This is a genomic window from Nonomuraea sp. NPDC051298, from assembly GCF_055586305.1.
Map to the genome: position 1 here is coordinate 340,501 of NZ_JBVJIM010000011.1, position 14,438 is coordinate 354,938.

The following is a 14,438-nucleotide window of genomic DNA, read 5'->3' on the forward strand; positions in this document are numbered from 1 at the left end:
GGCGGGTATGACCCATGCATGGACTGGGTCACCTGCGCGTATTCGGCTGCCTGCACCGGAATCGCTAGCCGGCCGTCCGGCTGCTGCCTCGCACACCTCACCTCCGACCAGCTCGGCGCGGCCCTCGGCGACCTCTCCCCCGGCCGCCTGCTCGACCTGCGCGGCATCACCGTCACCAGCGACCTGCTGTCCAGAGTCCTGGAGGCCACGGGCGGCAGGCCCGGCAGGGCCCGGCTCGACCGCGCCAGGTTCACCGGCGACGTCCGGCTGTCCGGGGTGACGTTCGCCGGTGACGTGTCGCTCGACGGGGCCGCGTTCGACCGGCTGGCCTCGTTCTTCGGCGCCCGGTTCGAGGGGAACGTGTCCCTGGCCGGCGTCCGCTTCGCCCGCGAGCTGTCCTTCCACGGGGTCACCGTGCGCGGGCACGTCTCGCTCGACCGGGCCGTGATGGCCCGCGACGCGCTGTTCAGCCAGGCCGTGTTCGGTCACGGGCTGTCGTGCGAGCGGGCCAGGTTCGACGGGTACGCCACCTTCGACGGGGCCCGGCTCGGCGACGGGGCCGTCTTCAGGGGGGCGCGCTTCGGCCGTACTCTGTCGTTTCGCAAGGTCAGCGGGAACGCCGGGTTCGAGGCGGCGCACTTCGCGGCCGACGCGTACCTGTCGGCGACCGGGCGGCTCTCGGTCGCCAGGGCGCGGGCCGACGGGCTGCTCGACGTGGCGGCGGCTCGGTGCGGCGTCGACCTGCGCGGGGTGGAGGTGGCCGGGCCCACGACGGTACGCCTGACCGACTCACAGGCCGACCTGGAGGGCGCGGTGCTGCGCGGGCCGGCCACCGTGACGGGGCGGGGCGCGTCCGCGCTGACCTCGCTGCGCCAGGTCGAGGCCGACGACCTGGGGCTGTCCGGGCTCGACCTGTCGGCGTGCCGGTTCGCGGGGCTGTCCCATCCGGCGGGGGTGCGGGTCAAGGACTGCACGTTCGCGCTCACGCCGCGCGGGGTGCGGGTGAGCCTGCGCTGGCCCATGCTGCGGTGGTTCTCCCGGCGGCGGGCGCTGGCCGACGAGCATCCCCTGCGGGGAGGGGCCGATCCCGACGAACCCGGGGTCACACCCGACCGGCTGGCCGCGCTCTACGCGGGCCTGCGCCCCAGCGACCGGGCCACCTCGGCGGACTTCGCCGTCGCCGCCATGGAGATGCGGCGACAGGCCGGTCACGGGTGGTGGCTGTCGGTGTCGTGGCTGCTGTTCGGGTACGGGATGCGCATGGGCCGGGCGGCGGCCTGGTTCACGCTCCTGGCGGCGCTCATGGCGGCGGCCGTCCTGTGGTCGTCCACCTCGCACGCCACCTCGGCCCCCGCGACTTCACCACCGTCCCTGTACCCCTGACCTCGGCCCGGCCGGGACACCCTTGTCATACGGCCCCGCCGGACGCCCCTGCCGGACGGCCCGCCCTGGGCCGTCCGGCAGGTGGGTCACAGCTCGGCGGCGATGGTGGCAATGGCGCCGAAGTGGCGGGGCCAGCCGCCGCCCATGATGCGGCGTGAGAGCTGCTGGAGCTCGTCCCCCGGGTCGAAGCCCTCGTGGTCCAGGAACAGCCGGGTCCCCTTCCCCTCGGGCTCCAGCCGCCAGGTGACCGTCCAGTCGGCGCGCTTGCCGTCGCTCCAACTGATCCGCAGCAGCTTCTCCGGCTCGATCCGCAGCACCTCGCAGTGGACCACGCCGTCGAACCCGACCTGCTTCTTGGGCGTCGTGGTGAAGGTGAACCGGTGCCCCACCTCGGCCTTGAAGTCGTTCGGCATCAGCCACCTGGCCACCAGCTCGGGCTCGGTGAGCGCGCGCCACACCTTGGCGGGCGGGTGCGCGATGAACTGGTCGAGCCTGATCGCGCCCAGGTCTTCGGCGCTCCTGCCGTGGGACGTGTCATGAGACATCGCCGTCCTCCATTTCGTCGAGCAGCGTGGTGAGGTCGGCGAGCCTCTCCCGCCAGAACCGTTCGTACGGGGTCAGCCAGTCGCGGATGTCCATGAGCGGTCCCGCCTCCAGCCGGTAGTGCCGTTCGCGCCCCTTGCGGGTCTCGGCCACCAGGCCCGCGTCCTTGAGCACCCTGAGGTGCTCCGACACGCTGGGCCTGCTCATGTCGAACCGCTCGGCCAGCCGCCCGGCGGGCTGCGCGCCCTCGTCGAGGAGCAGGCGCAGCAGCTCGCGCCGGGCCGGGCTGGCCAGGGCCGTGAAGACGTGGTCGGCGGTCACGCCTGGCTGACCACGAAGCCGTTGCCGTACGGGTCGTGGAACAGCAACTGGCGGCCCCACGCCTGCTCGCTCGGCCCCTCGAAGGCGACCTCGTGCTCCCGCAGCCGGGTCGCGAGCGCGTCGAGGTCGGACGAGCCCACGACGAGCCCGCCGACGGGCGCCATGTCGGGGAACCAGGAGGCCAGCAGCAGCGTGGTCGTCTCGCCCTTGGGCGCGACGGTGAGCCAGCGCCCCATGGGGAAGGGATTGTCGGAACGCACCTCGAAGTCGAGCGCGCGCGTGTAGAAGTCGAGTGCCGCACCCTGATCGGCGACCGGCACGGTGATCGTGAGGATGGAGGAGATCAGCATGTCAGACACTATACGTAGGTTTTTTCCTACACATCAAGACCTCAGGAAAATATCAGGGAATTCCCCGATGAGACCCCGAGATCACCGTCCGTAAACTGATGGTCATGCTCATCGACGACTACATGGCAGAGCTGGACGACGCCCTGTCCGGCCCCCAGGGACCCAAGCGCGACATGGTCGTCGAGGCACGCGACAGCCTGGTCGACACCGCCGACGCCCTGGAGGCCGACGGGCTCGACCGCGCGGAGGCCGAGCGGCTGGCCGTGGCGGAGTTCGGACGGGTCTCGGAGGTCGCGCCCGGCTACCAGGCCGAGCTGACCGCCGCGACGGGGCGGCGGCTCGGGGTGCTGCTGCTGGTCAGCGTGCCGATCACGGTGGCGATGTGGGCGGTGCTGTGGCGGATGTACCCGGCCACCGACGAGGTCTGGCTGCACCAGCCGGGGTGGTATTCCGCGGTCTCCCGGCTGCTGGACGTCATCCAGCTCGGCACCGGCCTGTACGGCGGCCTGGTGCTGTTCGCGCTCAGCCGGGGCGCCCGGTGGATCCGGCGGCCACGGCTGGCCACCAGGTCACTGGGCGTGCTGGTCTGGGCCATGCTGCCGGTCACGGCCGGGCTGGGGCTGCTACTGACGTACGGCACCGACGCGCCCAACACGCTCGGTTTCCTGCCCGCCGTGCTGGCCAACCTGGTCACCTCGGCGCTCTGGGGCGTGCAGATCTACTGCGCGACCCGCTGCGTACGCCTCACCCGGACGCCCCACCCGGGCACAGGACCGGCCGGCGCGCAGGACTGATCGGCCCGCCGGCCTGGCGGGAACTCACCCATGGGCTCAGCCCAGAGCGCTCGCCTCGGCACGCAGGACGCTGCCGATCACGCTGGTGAACTCCCGCCAGGCCGACCGCTCCCCCTGGAGCTGCTTCCGCCCCGAGTCGGTCAGCCGGTAGGTGCGGCGCTTGCGCCCGCCCACCGTGGCCCACTCGCTGGACAGACAGCCGATGCGCTCCAGTCTGCGCAGTGCCGGGTAGACCGTGCCCGTGGGCACATTGAGCGCACCCCCGCTGCGCTCCTGAAGCGCCTCGATGATGGCGTAGCCATGCAACGGCTCCCGCTCCAGCACGGAGAGCAAGAGCGCGTCCATGTGCCCGCGCAGCGCATCCGGATTCATGTCTTCGATCCTAGACACCCGTCCAACATGTAGCCAGTCTACATGTAGGCTTCTATATGTAGGCTTTCTATATGTAGCTAGGCGCAACATCGGAGCGGTAATGGACGTACTGGATCTGGCGCGCACGCAGTTCGCCGTGACCGGCAGTTTGCACTTCCTGTTCGTGGTGCTCACGCTGGGTCTGGCGCCGCTGGTGGCGATCATGCACACGAAGTGGGCGCGGTCGGGCGATCCGCTGCACGAGAGCATGACGCGGTTCTGGGGACAGGTCTACGTCATCAACTACGCACTGGGCATCGTGACCGGGCTGGTGATGGAGTTCCAGTTCGGGCTGGCCTGGAGCGGGCTGTCGCACTACGCGGGCGACGTGTTCGGCGCGCCGCTGGCCATGGAGACCTTGGTGGCCTTCTTCCTGGAGTCCACGTTCCTGGGCCTGTGGATCTTCGGCTGGGGGCGGCTGCCCAAGTGGGCGCACCTGGCCTGCATCTGGCTCGTGACGCTGACGGCGTACGCGAGCGCCTTCTACATCATGGTGGCCAACTCGTTCCTGCAGAACCCGGCAGGCGCCGTGGTCAGCGGCGGGCGCATGCAGCTCACCGACTTCGGGGCGCTGCTCACGAACAAGGCCCTGGTCTTCGCCTTCCCCCACGTCGTCGGGGCGGGGCTGTTCACCGGCGGGATGGTGCTGGTGGGGGCCAGCGCGTACATGCTGCGGCGGCGCACCCCCGACACGGAGTTCTTCACCAGGTCGATGCGGACCGGCGTGGTCACCGCGGCCATCGGCGTCTTCGTGGCCATGGGCTTCGGGTACGCCCAGTTCGCCGGCATCCAGGAGGGCAAGTTCGGCGACGGCAGGAACATCCTCGCGGCCGTCGGGCTCGGCTTCATGATCGAGATCGGGCAGCTCCTGGCACTGGTGGTGCTGCTCGTGATGCTGCCGATGATCTCCTCACTGCCGAGGCGGCGCTGGACGCATCCGATCCTCATCCTGATGACGCCGCTGCCCTTCGTCCTGTCGATCCTGGGCTGGATGGCCAGGGAGATCGGCCGCCAGCCCTGGATGATCTGGCAGCGGCTCTCCGTGGCCGACGCCATGTCCCCCGGCCTGACCTCGGGCATGGTCACGACCTCGCTGATCGGGTTCACGGCCGTGCTGGGGCTGCTGGCGATCGTCGACTACGTCCTCATCGCCCGGGTGATCAGGCGCGGCCCGCGCGCCCTCGACCTCGGGGCGACCTCCCCCGACGACAAGCCCGCCCCCGCGCTGACCTACTGAACCACTGAGGAGTGCTGACATGGAAGTGATCTGGTTCGCCTTCTTCGCGGTGCTGCTGGCCGGGTACTTCGCCCTGGAGGGCTTCGACCTGGGCGTGGGGCTGCTGCTGCCGGTGCTGGGCAGGACCCGCGACAACCGGGACCGGATGGTGGCCGCCATCGCCCCCTACGTGCTGGCCAACGAGGTGTGGCTGGTGGCCGTCGCCGGGACGCTGTTCGGGGTCTACCCGATGCTGGAGGGCGAGGTGCTGTTCGGCCTCTACCCGCTGGTGGTGGCCATGCTGCTGTGCTGGGTGCTGCGGGACGCCGGGCTCTGGTTCCGCCGCAGGCTGGACGGCTCGCTGTGGCGCGGGTTCTGGGACGGGGCGATCGCGTTCGGCTCCCTGGGGCTGTCCGTCGGCTGGGGCATGGCCCTGTACGCGGCCGCCACCGGCTTCGCGTCCTCGCCCGTGCACCCCGTCGGCCTGATGCTGGGCGTGGTGGTGACGCTGCTGTTCGCCTTCCACGGGTGGACGTTCCTGGGCTGGCGGACGCCCGGCGTGTTCGGCGCCACCAGGTCGGGGCCGATGCTGCTGGTCTCGGCCCTGGTCGCCGCGCTGCCCGCCGTGGGAGTGCTCGTGGGGGCGATGCCGTACCTGCTGGCGAACACCGCTCCCCCGGCCACGCTGAATGTGCTCAGTCTCATGGTGCTGCCGTTCGCACCCATCATGCTGGGCGCGCAAGTATGGGTGTGGCGCACTTTCCGGCCAGGGAAGGACGCCGTCCGGCTCCCGTCGTTCTTCTGAGGGCACGTGCACAAGGATCTCCTCGCGCTCATGCGGGCCGAGCGCTCGGTTCGCCGCCACCTGGGCGTCACCATGGCCGCCGCCGTGCTGGCGGGGCTGCTCGTGCTGGTACAGGCCGAGGTGCTGGCCGGCGTGCTGTCCGGCCGGTTCACCTCCGCCGCGCTGGCGGTGCTGGCGGCCGTGGTGGGCCTGCGGGCGCTGCTGGCCTGGGGCCAGGGCGTCTTCGCCGGGCGCACCGCGACGGGCGTGAAGTCCGCGCTGCGCCACCGGCTGCTCGACCGGCTGCGCGAGCTGGGGCCCGCCCGGCTCACCGCGCACGGCTCCGGCGAGCTGGTCACGCTGGCCGGGCGCGGCCTCGACCGGCTCGACGACTACCTGACCGGCTACCTGCCCGCGATCGCGGTGGCCGCGGTGGTGCCGCTGGCGGTGCTGGTCAGGCTGTTCGCCGCCGACCTCGCCAGCGCGGTGATCGTACTGGTCACGCTGCCGCTGATCCCCGTCTTCGGCGCCCTCGTCGGGATGACCACCAAGGCGGTCACCGAGCGGCAGTTCCTGGCCCTGTCGCGGCTCGGCGGGCACTTCCTCGACGTCGTACGGGGGCTGCCGACGCTGCGCGCGTTCGGGCGGGCCCGCCACCAGGCCACGGTCATCGCGCAGGTCGCCGACGCCCACCGCGGCGCCACCATGCGGACGCTGCGGGTGGCGTTCCTGTCCTCGCTCGTGCTGGAGCTGTGCGCGTCGCTGTCGCTGGCGCTGGTCGCCGTGCCGATCGGGCTGCGGCTGCTCGGGGGGTCGCTCGACCTGACGACGGGGCTGCTGGTGCTGTTGCTGGCGCCGGAGGCGTACCTGCCGCTGCGGGCCATGGGCACGCGCTTCCACGCCTCGATGGAGGGGGTGGCGGCGGCGGACGCGGCCTTCGCCGTACTGGACCGGTCGGCCGAGGAGGCGCGGCCGGAGGGCGGGCGCGCGCCGTCCGCCGGGAGCGGGGCGCCGGAGATCCGGCTCGAGAACGTCACCGTGCGCTACCCAGGCCGCGACGACGCGGCCCTGGAGGACGTCTCCCTCACCATCGGCCCGCGCGAGCGCGTGGCGCTCGTCGGCGAGAGCGGCGGGGGCAAGAGCACGCTGCTCCACCTCGTCCTGGGCTTCGTCCGGCCGTCCGCGGGCCGGGTCCTCGTCGACGGCGTCGACCTGCGCGAGCTGGATCTGGCGGGCTGGCGGGCGCGGCTGGCGTTCGTGGCCCAGCGGCCGCACCTGTTCGCCACGTCGGTGGCCGACAACATCCGGCTCGGGGCGCCCGGGACGTCCATGGAGGAGGTCCGGCGGGCGGCCGAGGCGGCGCACGCGGACTTCGTGGCGGCGCTGCCCCAGGGGTTCGGCACGGTGGTGGGCGAGCGCGGCACCAACTTCTCGGCGGGCCAGCGGCAGCGCATCGCGCTCGCCCGCGCCTTCTGCCGCCCAGGCGCCTCCGTGCTGCTCCTCGACGAGCCCACGGCGCGACTGGACGGCCGCAGCGAGGCGGCGGTGGTGTCCGCGACGGAGGAGCTGGCCCAGGGGCGTACGGCCGTCATCGTGGCGCACCGGCCCGCCATGATCGAGCTGGCCGACCGGGTCATCCGCGTCCACGAGGGACGGGTCGTCTCCGACACCACCCGCCCCGCGGTGGCTGAGAGCGCGCCCGGTGGCGGGGCGGTGCTCGAAGGCGCGCCCGTCCCCGTGGAGGCCCCTCCGGACGAGGGCGGCGGCCCGCAGGTGGCGGCGCGGCACGAGGGGAGCGGGCGATGAACCGGCGCATGGGCACCCGGCTGACCTGGGCGGTCCTGGCGGGGGCGGCGGCCGACCTGGCCGGGATCGGGCTCATCACCGCCGCCGCCTGGCTGATCACCCGGGCCGCCGAGCAGCCGCCGCTGGCCGCGCTGAGCGTGGCGATCGTGGCGACCAGGGCGTTCGCGACGAGCAAGGGCGTCTTCCGCTACGCCGAACGCCTCACCGGCCACGACGTCGCCCTGCGCGCCCAGGCCGGCACCCGCGAACGCCTCTACGAGGCCCTCGTCCCGCCCCAGCGGCCCCGGCACGGCGGCGCCGACCTGCTGAGCCGCATGGTGGACGACACCGAGGCCGTCCAGAACCTGCTCGTCCGCTGCCTCCTCCCGGCCGCCGCGGCGGCGCTGGCGGGGCTGGCCGCGGTCGTCGTCGGGCTGACGATCCTGCCCGCGGCGGCGCTGGTGCTGGTGGCGGGCCTGGCGCTGGCCGGGGTGGCGCTGCCCGCCGGCACGGCCGCCGCCGCCCGGCGCTGGTCGGCCAGGATCGCCCCGGCGCGGGCGGCGCTGGCGAGCCGGGTGGCCGACCTGGTGCACGGGTCCGCCGACCTGGCCGCGTACGGGGCCGACGACGCGGCCCTGGCCGAGGCCAGGGCCGCCGACGAGTCGCTGGCCGCCCTGGAGCGCCGCCAGGCGCTCGTGCACGCCGCCGCCCTCGCGGGCGGCACGCTCGTGCAGGGCCTGACGGTGGCGGCCGTCGTCCTGCTCGCCCAGGGGGCGGGCATCGGCTCGGTCGGCACCGCCGTGCTCGCGCTGACGTCCCTGGTCGCCTTCGAGCCGGTGCTGCCGCTGGCGGCTGCGGGGGAACGGATGGCGGGCATCATGGCCGCCCTCCGGCGGCTGCGCGACGTACGCTCCTCCGCCCCGGCCGTCACCGAGCCCGCCACGCCCGCGCCCCTCCCCGAGGCCCCGCTCACGATCGAGATCGACGACCTCGTGGTCCGCCACGCCACCGCCCAGGACGCGGGGCACGACGGCGGCACGACGGCTCCGGGCACCGGGCGCCGGGGCCGGGCCGCGCTCGACGGGGTGTCGCTGCGGCTAACCCCCGGCAGGCGGGTGGCCGTGGTGGGCCCCAGCGGGGCGGGCAAGAGCACGCTGCTGGCCGCCCTCATGCGCCTGGTCGAGCCCGAGTCGGGCGCCGTCCGGGTCAACGGCGTCGACCTGCGGGAGCTGGCCGGCGACGACGTGCGTACGCTGATGACCGGCCTCACCCAGGACCCGTACATCTTCCGCGCCAGCCTGCGCGACAACCTGCGCCTGGCCGGGCCCGACGCCGGGGACGAGGAACTGCGCCGCGCCGTACGCGAGGCCAGGCTCGACGACTGGGTCGAGCGCACCGGCTGGGACGCCGAGCTGGGCGAGGACGGCCGGACCGTGTCCGGCGGCCAGCTCCAGCGCCTCGCCCTGGCCAGGGCGCTCCTGTACGACCCGCCGGTGCTGCTGCTCGACGAGCCCGCCGAGGCGCTCGACGAGGAGACGGCCGACCGGCTGATGAGCGACCTGCTCGACGTGACCAGAGACCGCACGACGCTGCTCGTGACCCACCGGCTCAGGGGCTTGGAGTCGGTCGACGAGGTGATCGTGCTGGACGAGGGCCGGGTCGTGCAGCGCGGGTCTCACGACCAGCTCGTCTCCGTGCCCGGCTACTACCGCGACCTGTGGGAGTCGGAGGCCCTGACCCGCCGGTAGCGCCAGTCCCCGCTTCCTCGACTTGAGTTTGCCTCGCCATCAGGTTTACGATGCAAACCAGTTTGAGGTATCGAGGAGTTTGCATGGTCGAGGACGAGAGCGCGTCCAGCCCCGAGGAGATGCTGCGCGTCATCGAGGAGCAGAGCGTCGCCACGGTGAAGTGGCTCAGGGGCGACCCGCTGCTGCTCTACGTCCCGTGGGGGGTGGCCTGGCTGCTCGGCTTCGGCGCCCTGTTCCTGCACTACGGGCTGGACGGGCGACCCTACGCGCCGATCTCCCAGATGCAGGCCGTGGGGGTGCTGATGGCGGGCCAGATCGTGGCGGGGGCGTTCACCGCGTACGGGATCGCGCGGATGAACCGGCTGGCCCGCGGCGACCTGTCGGCCCGGGGGACGATGTACGGCTACGCGTGGTTCGCCGGAATGACGCTCATGATCATCATCGGCGCCCGGATGAGCCCGCAACTGCCGCCGCAGGAGACCGGCCTGCTCTGGGGCGGCATCGCGCTCATGGTGGTGGCCGTGCTCTACATGGCCGGGGGCGCGATCTGGCTCAACTGGCAGATGTTCTTCGTCGGCGCCTGGATCGCCGGCGTCAACGCGCTCGGCGTGCTCCTCGGCGCGGGCTGGCACGCGTTGCTGACGACCGTGCTGCTCGGCGGCGGGTTCGTCGCCGCCGGGCTGTGGCTGAGGCGCCGCGCATGACCGCGGGCCAGCCGCCGCCCGACCTCGACCCGGTGATCCACGCCCAGGCCAGGCTGCGCGTGGTGGCCGCGCTCAACGTGCTCGGCGACGGGGACGAGATGGCGTTCAACTCGATGAAGGAGCTGCTCGGCATGACCGCGGGCAACCTGTCGGTGCATCTGACCAAGCTGGAGGACGCCGGCTACGTCCGGATCAACAAGACGCACAAGGGCCGCACCCCCGTCACGTACGTGGCGATCACCAAGCGGGGGCGGCTGGCATTCGACGAGTACACCAAGGCGATCCGCGCCCTGCTGGACAACGCTGGAGGAGTTCGATGACCATCTTGGCGCGCGCGATCGAGGCCGGCCGCCGCTACGGCGACGTACTGGCGCTCGACCGCGTCTCGCTCGACATCCGGGCCGGCGAGCTGGTCGGGCTGCTCGGCCCCAACGGGGCGGGCAAGTCCACGCTGATCAACCTGTTCGTGGGGCTGCGCCGGCCGACGTCCGGCACGGTCGAGCTGTTCGGCGGCTCGCCCCGTGACCCGGTCGTACGCCGCGGCATCGGCGTGACGCCGCAGGAGACGGGGCTCCCCGAGTCGTTGCGGGTCGGCGAGATCGTCGACTTCGTGTCCGCTCACTTCCCCGACCGGGTCGCCAAGGGCGAGCTGCTGGCCAGGTTCGGGCTGGACGACCTGGTCAAGCGGCAGATCGGCGGCCTGTCGGGCGGCCAGAAGCGGCGGCTGGCCGTGGCGCTGGCGTTCGCGGGCAGGCCGAAGCTGGTGTTCCTCGACGAGCCGACGACCGGCCTCGACGTGGAGGCGCGGCGGGCCCTGTGGGACGGCATCGCCGCCTTCCACGAGGAGGGCGGCACGGTGCTGCTGACCAGCCACTACCTGGAGGAGATCGAGGCGCTGGCGGAGCGGGTCGTGGTCGTCGGCCACGGACGGGTGCTGGCCGACGACACGGTGCGCGCCGTACGCGACATCGTGGGCGTGCGCCGCGTCTCGCTCGTCGCGGACGACCTGCCCGAGCTGCCCGGCGTGCTGGACGTGGAGCGCGCCGACGGCCGGGTCAACCTGGTCACGACCGATCCCGACCGGCTGGTCGTCGAGCTGGTACGCAGCGGCACGCCGTTCTCCGGCCTCGAGATCAGGCCGACCACCCTGGAGGAGGCCTTCCTCGCCATCACCTCGAAGGAGTCCGCACATGTCTAGCCTGGTCGTCGCGCACGCCCGCCTGCTCCTGCTCGAACAGCTCCGCGTGCCGATCAGCCTGGTCGCCGGGGCGGTGTTCCCCGCCATCACGATGGTGGCGTTCGTGGTGCCGTTCACGGGCGACGACCCGAAGGCGGCCACCATGGCGACGGGCTCGCTGATGTTCTTCGGCGCCATGTCGGGGGCGCTGGCCGGGCTGAGCATCACCGTCGCCCAGGACCGCGAGCTGCCGTGGAACCCGTACGTGCGTACGCTGCCCGCCGGGCCGTACCCCCGGCTCGCCGGGCGCGTCCTGGCCACGCTGGCGACCGTGCTGCTCTCGGTGGTGCCCGTGCTCGTGGTGTCGGCGCTGCTGACCGAGGCGACGACCACGCCGCTGCGGTTGCTGCTGGGGCTGGGCGCGCTGGTGGTGGGCGTGGTGCCGTTCATGCTGATCGGGCTGTTCATCGGCTTCGTCATGACGGCCAAGGGAGCGATCCCGGTGTCGCAGGTGGTGTTCTTCCCGATGGCGATCGCGGGCGGACTGCTGCTGCCCCCGCAGATCCTGCCGGACTTCATCGAGGTGGTCTCGCCGTACACGCCGGCCAGAGGGGTGGCCGAGCTGCTCTGGGCGATCACCGCGGACACCACGCCGAACACGGTGGCGCTGGTCTCGCTGGCCGGGTGGACGGTGCTGGCGGCGGCCGGGGCCGCCTGGGCCTACCGCCGCGACGAGGGACGCCGCTTTACCTGACCGGCCTGGGGTGTTTGGGGGTGTTTTTTTGGGGGGGTGTGCCGCCGAGTCCGCAGCGATCTCGACGGCACACCCGTCCGTGAGGGGGTCCTTATGCGTTCTCCGCGAGGGTGACGTCGACCTCGTGGGTCTCGCCGCCCCTCACATATGTGATCTTGACCTCTTGACCCGGTTTGAAACCTCTGACCTGCCCAACAACAGTATCTCCTCCGTCAACCGCCTTGTCGTCGATCTTGGTGATGAGGTCGCCCTGCTGCAGCCCGGCCTTCTCCGCGGGGCTTCCGGCGGTGATCTCCCTGACGAGGGCGCCGGGCACGTCGCCGGTCGCGTCGGTGACGCTCACGCCGAGGAAGGCGTGGCTGACCTTGCCGGTGCTGATGAGCTGGTCGGAGACCTGCTTGGCGGTGTTGACCGGGATCGCGAAGCCGACGCCGCCGCCCGCGGCCTCCGAGGCGATCGCGGTGTTGATGCCGATCAGCTCGCCCGCGGCGTTGACCAGCGCGCCGCCGGAGTTGCCCGGGTTGATCGAGGCGTCGGTCTGGATGGCGCCGCCGATCGTGGTGGGCGCGCTCTGCTGCTCCTGCTGCTGACCCCAGCCGGGCGGGATCTGCTGGCGCTGGTCGCTGCCCAGGTTGAGGGTACGGTCGAGGGCGCTGACGATGCCCGCCGTGACGGAACCGTCGAGGCCGAGCGGGCTTCCGATCGCCAGCACCGCGTCACCGACCTTGAGCTGGTCGCTGTCGCCGAGCGTGGCCTTGGTCAGCCCGGAGACGCCCTCGGCCCTGATGACGGCCAGGTCGGTGGCGGGGTCGGTGCCGACGACGGTGGCCTTGGCCGTCTTGCCGTCGCTGAACTTGACGGTCATCTGCCCGCCCTGCCCCGCGCCCACGGCCACGTGGTTGTTGGTGAGGATGAGCCCGTCCTCCGACAGCACCACGCCGGAGCCCTCGCCGGTCTGCCCCTGGATCATCACGACCGTGGGCTGTACCTTGGCCGCGACCTCGGCGACGGTGAGCTGGCTGGAGGCGGACTTGAAGACGGGGCTGGGCGTGCCGGTGCTGGTGCTGCCGGCGACCGGCTCGGGCTGGAACGAGGTGGCGACGGCCGCCCCGACGACGCCGCCCCCGATGGCCATGGCGGCCAGGGCCAGACCCGCGATGGCCTTCTGGCCCACGGTGAAGCGCTGCTTCTTGGGCGGGGCGGGCGGCGGCGGTGGCGGGACCTCCATGGCGATCGTGTCGCGCCGGGGGAAGCCACCGGCGGCCGGCGGGGTGGCGCCGAACTGGCTCCACCCACCGGTGCCCTGCCGCTCAGGGCCCTGCTCGTGAGGCTCGTTCGCGTTCATCTGTCATCTCCTCAAATCCCGATGACCCTAGAGTGTCAAGAGGCGCGTAAGACCTGCTTAAGCCGGGGATGGACACAGCCTGAGACGACTCACTCACGGCTTATCGGCGCTGCTAGAAGGCCAGTGTCACCCGCCGCGACCGGCGAAAAGATCTTCAAGAAGTTTGCCTGCGGGTGATGGACCGCGTAATCGGCCTCCTGCCGCCGAACCAGGATCCACCACACACCCGCACCCCTGGGTGAGGCCGAACATGAAGGTCACCACGCGCGCAGACCGAGACGCCCGCGACCCGAAGAACATGCACACCGCGCCCTGGTCGGTAGGACGGAGTTCTTCGTCCCGCAGCGGGCCGGCCGAGTCCCCCTATGGGGGCGCTGTCGGGCTGAAGTCGTGGCTGAACGAATCACCGGACTGGTCGATGAGTGCAACTGACAGTCAAGCGGGTCCCTCGCAGTCCGGTACGGAGTCAGGCTTGGCCGGCGGCCGGAGGATTGTGCGCGGGGATGTCTGCCAGGTGAAGCCATGCCGGAGAAGGAGTTCTGAGTGGCGGTTGTCGCTCTGATGCATGGCGATGACCATGAAGACGGTGATCCCTGCGGGCATCCCGACCAGGAGAAGATCCGGGTAGGCATCAAGATCTAGTGGGCCGTCCCGGAACGTTGGCCGGGTAATTGATCTCGGCTGGTGGACCCGTCAGGCTGGCTGTCTCTGGAAGCTGGGAGGTAGTCGTGGCTCGTCCACCGGATGTGTTCGTCCGGCCCTTGTCGATGGAGGAGGGCCGGAAGATCCAGCGCATCACCCGGACTGCGAAGGACCCGGTCAAGCTGCGCCGGGCGATCGTGGTGATGATGTCCGGGCAGGGCCAGAGCGTGCCGGACATCACCTCGTTGATGCAGGTCGGTGAGGATTACGTGCGTGATGTCATCCATGCCTTCAACGAGCGGGGGTTCGACGCGCTGGACCCAAAATGGAGCGGGGGCCGGCCGGCGGCGATCAGTGAGCGGGTGCGCGAGCACATCTGCCTGATCGCCCGGACGGTCCCCGCCGAGTGGGGCATCAGCGGCCACTCCACCTGGAGTTTGCGTACCCTGGCCGGACACCTCGTCGCTCGCGGCGTGGTGGA

The 14,438-nt window shown here is 72.0% G+C and carries 16 protein-coding genes; 11 read left to right on the forward strand and 5 right to left on the reverse strand.

The features are described from left to right. The first annotated feature begins 18 nt into the window (after positions 1–18). Positions 19–1,383 carry a pentapeptide repeat-containing protein gene (locus tag ACZ6S0_RS29945; protein WP_465922644.1) on the forward strand — a complete coding sequence of 455 codons (1,365 nt, stop codon included), beginning with the start codon at positions 19–21 and terminating at the stop codon, positions 1,381–1,383. A gap of 86 nt (positions 1,384–1,469) precedes the next feature. Here ACZ6S0_RS29945 and ACZ6S0_RS29950 read toward each other — a convergent pair whose 3' ends face one another. From ACZ6S0_RS29950 to ACZ6S0_RS29960, 3 genes are read right to left on the reverse strand one after another with little or no spacing between them, the layout of a single operon-like run. After that, positions 1,470–1,928: an SRPBCC family protein gene (locus ACZ6S0_RS29950; RefSeq protein WP_465922645.1), complete on the reverse strand. Its 459-nt coding sequence runs from the start codon at positions 1,926–1,928 to the stop codon at positions 1,470–1,472. Next, positions 1,918–2,247 carry an ArsR/SmtB family transcription factor gene (locus ACZ6S0_RS29955; protein ID WP_465922646.1) on the reverse strand — a complete coding sequence of 110 codons (330 nt, stop codon included), beginning with the start codon at positions 2,245–2,247 and terminating at the stop codon, positions 1,918–1,920. Before ACZ6S0_RS29955 ends, ACZ6S0_RS29950 begins: the two co-directional genes overlap by 11 nt. Continuing rightward, positions 2,244–2,597 carry a VOC family protein gene (locus ACZ6S0_RS29960; RefSeq protein ID WP_465922647.1) on the reverse strand — a complete coding sequence of 118 codons (354 nt, stop codon included), beginning with the start codon at positions 2,595–2,597 and terminating at the stop codon, positions 2,244–2,246. The genes ACZ6S0_RS29955 and ACZ6S0_RS29960 overlap by 4 nt, the downstream gene beginning before the upstream one ends. 104 nt (positions 2,598–2,701) lie before the next feature. Between ACZ6S0_RS29960 and ACZ6S0_RS29965 the strand changes: the two genes are divergently transcribed. After that, positions 2,702–3,391, forward strand: a complete 690-nt coding sequence (locus tag ACZ6S0_RS29965; RefSeq protein WP_465922648.1) for a permease prefix domain 1-containing protein — start codon at positions 2,702–2,704, stop codon at positions 3,389–3,391. A gap of 36 nt (positions 3,392–3,427) precedes the next feature. Here the strand turns inward: ACZ6S0_RS29965 and ACZ6S0_RS29970 are convergent, their stop codons facing one another. After that, the gene (locus ACZ6S0_RS29970) at positions 3,428–3,763 is read right to left on the reverse strand and encodes a helix-turn-helix transcriptional regulator (protein WP_465922649.1); all 336 of its coding nucleotides are present in this window, start codon (positions 3,761–3,763) and stop codon (positions 3,428–3,430) included. A gap of 100 nt (positions 3,764–3,863) precedes the next feature. Between ACZ6S0_RS29970 and ACZ6S0_RS29975 the strand changes: the two genes are divergently transcribed. The 8 genes from ACZ6S0_RS29975 (at position 3,864) to ACZ6S0_RS30010 (ending at position 11,970) form a co-directional block, all read left to right on the forward strand. Next, complete coding sequence (locus ACZ6S0_RS29975; protein WP_465922650.1) at positions 3,864–5,039, forward strand: cytochrome ubiquinol oxidase subunit I; 1,176 nt, start codon at positions 3,864–3,866, stop codon at positions 5,037–5,039. Positions 5,040–5,058: 19 nt separating this feature from the next. Beyond that, entirely contained in the window at positions 5,059–5,823 is a 765-nt protein-coding gene (locus tag ACZ6S0_RS29980; RefSeq protein ID WP_465922651.1) for a cytochrome d ubiquinol oxidase subunit II, read from the forward strand. Between the two features lie 6 nt (positions 5,824–5,829). After that, positions 5,830–7,608: a thiol reductant ABC exporter subunit CydD gene (gene cydD, locus ACZ6S0_RS29985; RefSeq protein WP_465922652.1), complete on the forward strand. Its 1,779-nt coding sequence runs from the start codon at positions 5,830–5,832 to the stop codon at positions 7,606–7,608. Next, positions 7,605–9,335: a thiol reductant ABC exporter subunit CydC gene (gene cydC, locus ACZ6S0_RS29990; protein WP_465922653.1), complete on the forward strand. Its 1,731-nt coding sequence runs from the start codon at positions 7,605–7,607 to the stop codon at positions 9,333–9,335. The genes cydD and cydC overlap by 4 nt, the downstream gene beginning before the upstream one ends. 83 nt (positions 9,336–9,418) lie before the next feature. Then, positions 9,419–10,039 (forward strand): hypothetical protein, encoded by a 621-nt coding sequence (locus ACZ6S0_RS29995; RefSeq protein ID WP_465922654.1) that lies wholly within the window; start codon positions 9,419–9,421, stop codon positions 10,037–10,039. Then, positions 10,036–10,359 (forward strand): winged helix-turn-helix domain-containing protein, encoded by a 324-nt coding sequence (locus ACZ6S0_RS30000; protein ID WP_344891520.1) that lies wholly within the window; start codon positions 10,036–10,038, stop codon positions 10,357–10,359. Before ACZ6S0_RS29995 ends, ACZ6S0_RS30000 begins: the two co-directional genes overlap by 4 nt. Continuing rightward, positions 10,356–11,237, forward strand: a complete 882-nt coding sequence (locus ACZ6S0_RS30005) for an ABC transporter ATP-binding protein (protein WP_465922655.1) — start codon at positions 10,356–10,358, stop codon at positions 11,235–11,237. Before ACZ6S0_RS30000 ends, ACZ6S0_RS30005 begins: the two co-directional genes overlap by 4 nt. Next, a complete protein-coding gene (locus ACZ6S0_RS30010) occupies positions 11,230–11,970 on the forward strand; it encodes an ABC transporter permease (protein ID WP_465922656.1) in 741 nt (246 codons plus the stop codon). Before ACZ6S0_RS30005 ends, ACZ6S0_RS30010 begins: the two co-directional genes overlap by 8 nt. Before the next feature lie 91 nt (positions 11,971–12,061). On the opposite strand, the gene ACZ6S0_RS30015 is transcribed toward ACZ6S0_RS30010, so the two are convergent. Continuing rightward, positions 12,062–13,315, reverse strand: a complete 1,254-nt coding sequence (locus ACZ6S0_RS30015) for a S1C family serine protease (protein WP_465922657.1) — start codon at positions 13,313–13,315, stop codon at positions 12,062–12,064. A gap of 728 nt (positions 13,316–14,043) precedes the next feature. On the opposite strand from ACZ6S0_RS30015, the gene ACZ6S0_RS30020 reads away from it, so the two are divergent. Continuing rightward, positions 14,044–14,438, forward strand: a 395-nt coding sequence (locus ACZ6S0_RS30020; protein ID WP_465922658.1) for a helix-turn-helix domain-containing protein, incomplete at its 3' end; no start/stop codon positions are given.

Excerpts from the sequence above, each read along its gene's own strand:
- ACZ6S0_RS29945 (WP_465922644.1), top strand. The coding sequence starts at position 19 with ATGGACTGGGTCACCTGCGCGTATTCGGCTGCCTGCACCGGAATCGCT.
- ACZ6S0_RS29950 (WP_465922645.1), bottom strand. The coding sequence starts at position 1,928 with ATGTCTCATGACACGTCCCACGGCAGGAGCGCCGAAGACCTGGGCGCG.
- ACZ6S0_RS29960 (WP_465922647.1), bottom strand. The coding sequence starts at position 2,597 with ATGCTGATCTCCTCCATCCTCACGATCACCGTGCCGGTCGCCGATCAG.
- ACZ6S0_RS29965 (WP_465922648.1), top strand. The coding sequence starts at position 2,702 with ATGCTCATCGACGACTACATGGCAGAGCTGGACGACGCCCTGTCCGGC.
- ACZ6S0_RS29970 (WP_465922649.1), bottom strand. The coding sequence starts at position 3,763 with ATGAATCCGGATGCGCTGCGCGGGCACATGGACGCGCTCTTGCTCTCC.
- ACZ6S0_RS29975 (WP_465922650.1), top strand. The coding sequence starts at position 3,864 with ATGGACGTACTGGATCTGGCGCGCACGCAGTTCGCCGTGACCGGCAGT.
- ACZ6S0_RS29980 (WP_465922651.1), top strand. The coding sequence starts at position 5,059 with ATGGAAGTGATCTGGTTCGCCTTCTTCGCGGTGCTGCTGGCCGGGTAC.
- cydC (WP_465922653.1), top strand. The coding sequence starts at position 7,605 with ATGAACCGGCGCATGGGCACCCGGCTGACCTGGGCGGTCCTGGCGGGG.
- ACZ6S0_RS29995 (WP_465922654.1), top strand. The coding sequence starts at position 9,419 with ATGGTCGAGGACGAGAGCGCGTCCAGCCCCGAGGAGATGCTGCGCGTC.
- ACZ6S0_RS30000 (WP_344891520.1), top strand. The coding sequence starts at position 10,036 with ATGACCGCGGGCCAGCCGCCGCCCGACCTCGACCCGGTGATCCACGCC.
- ACZ6S0_RS30005 (WP_465922655.1), top strand. The coding sequence starts at position 10,356 with ATGACCATCTTGGCGCGCGCGATCGAGGCCGGCCGCCGCTACGGCGAC.
- ACZ6S0_RS30010 (WP_465922656.1), top strand. The coding sequence starts at position 11,230 with ATGTCTAGCCTGGTCGTCGCGCACGCCCGCCTGCTCCTGCTCGAACAG.
- ACZ6S0_RS30015 (WP_465922657.1), bottom strand. The coding sequence starts at position 13,315 with ATGAACGCGAACGAGCCTCACGAGCAGGGCCCTGAGCGGCAGGGCACC.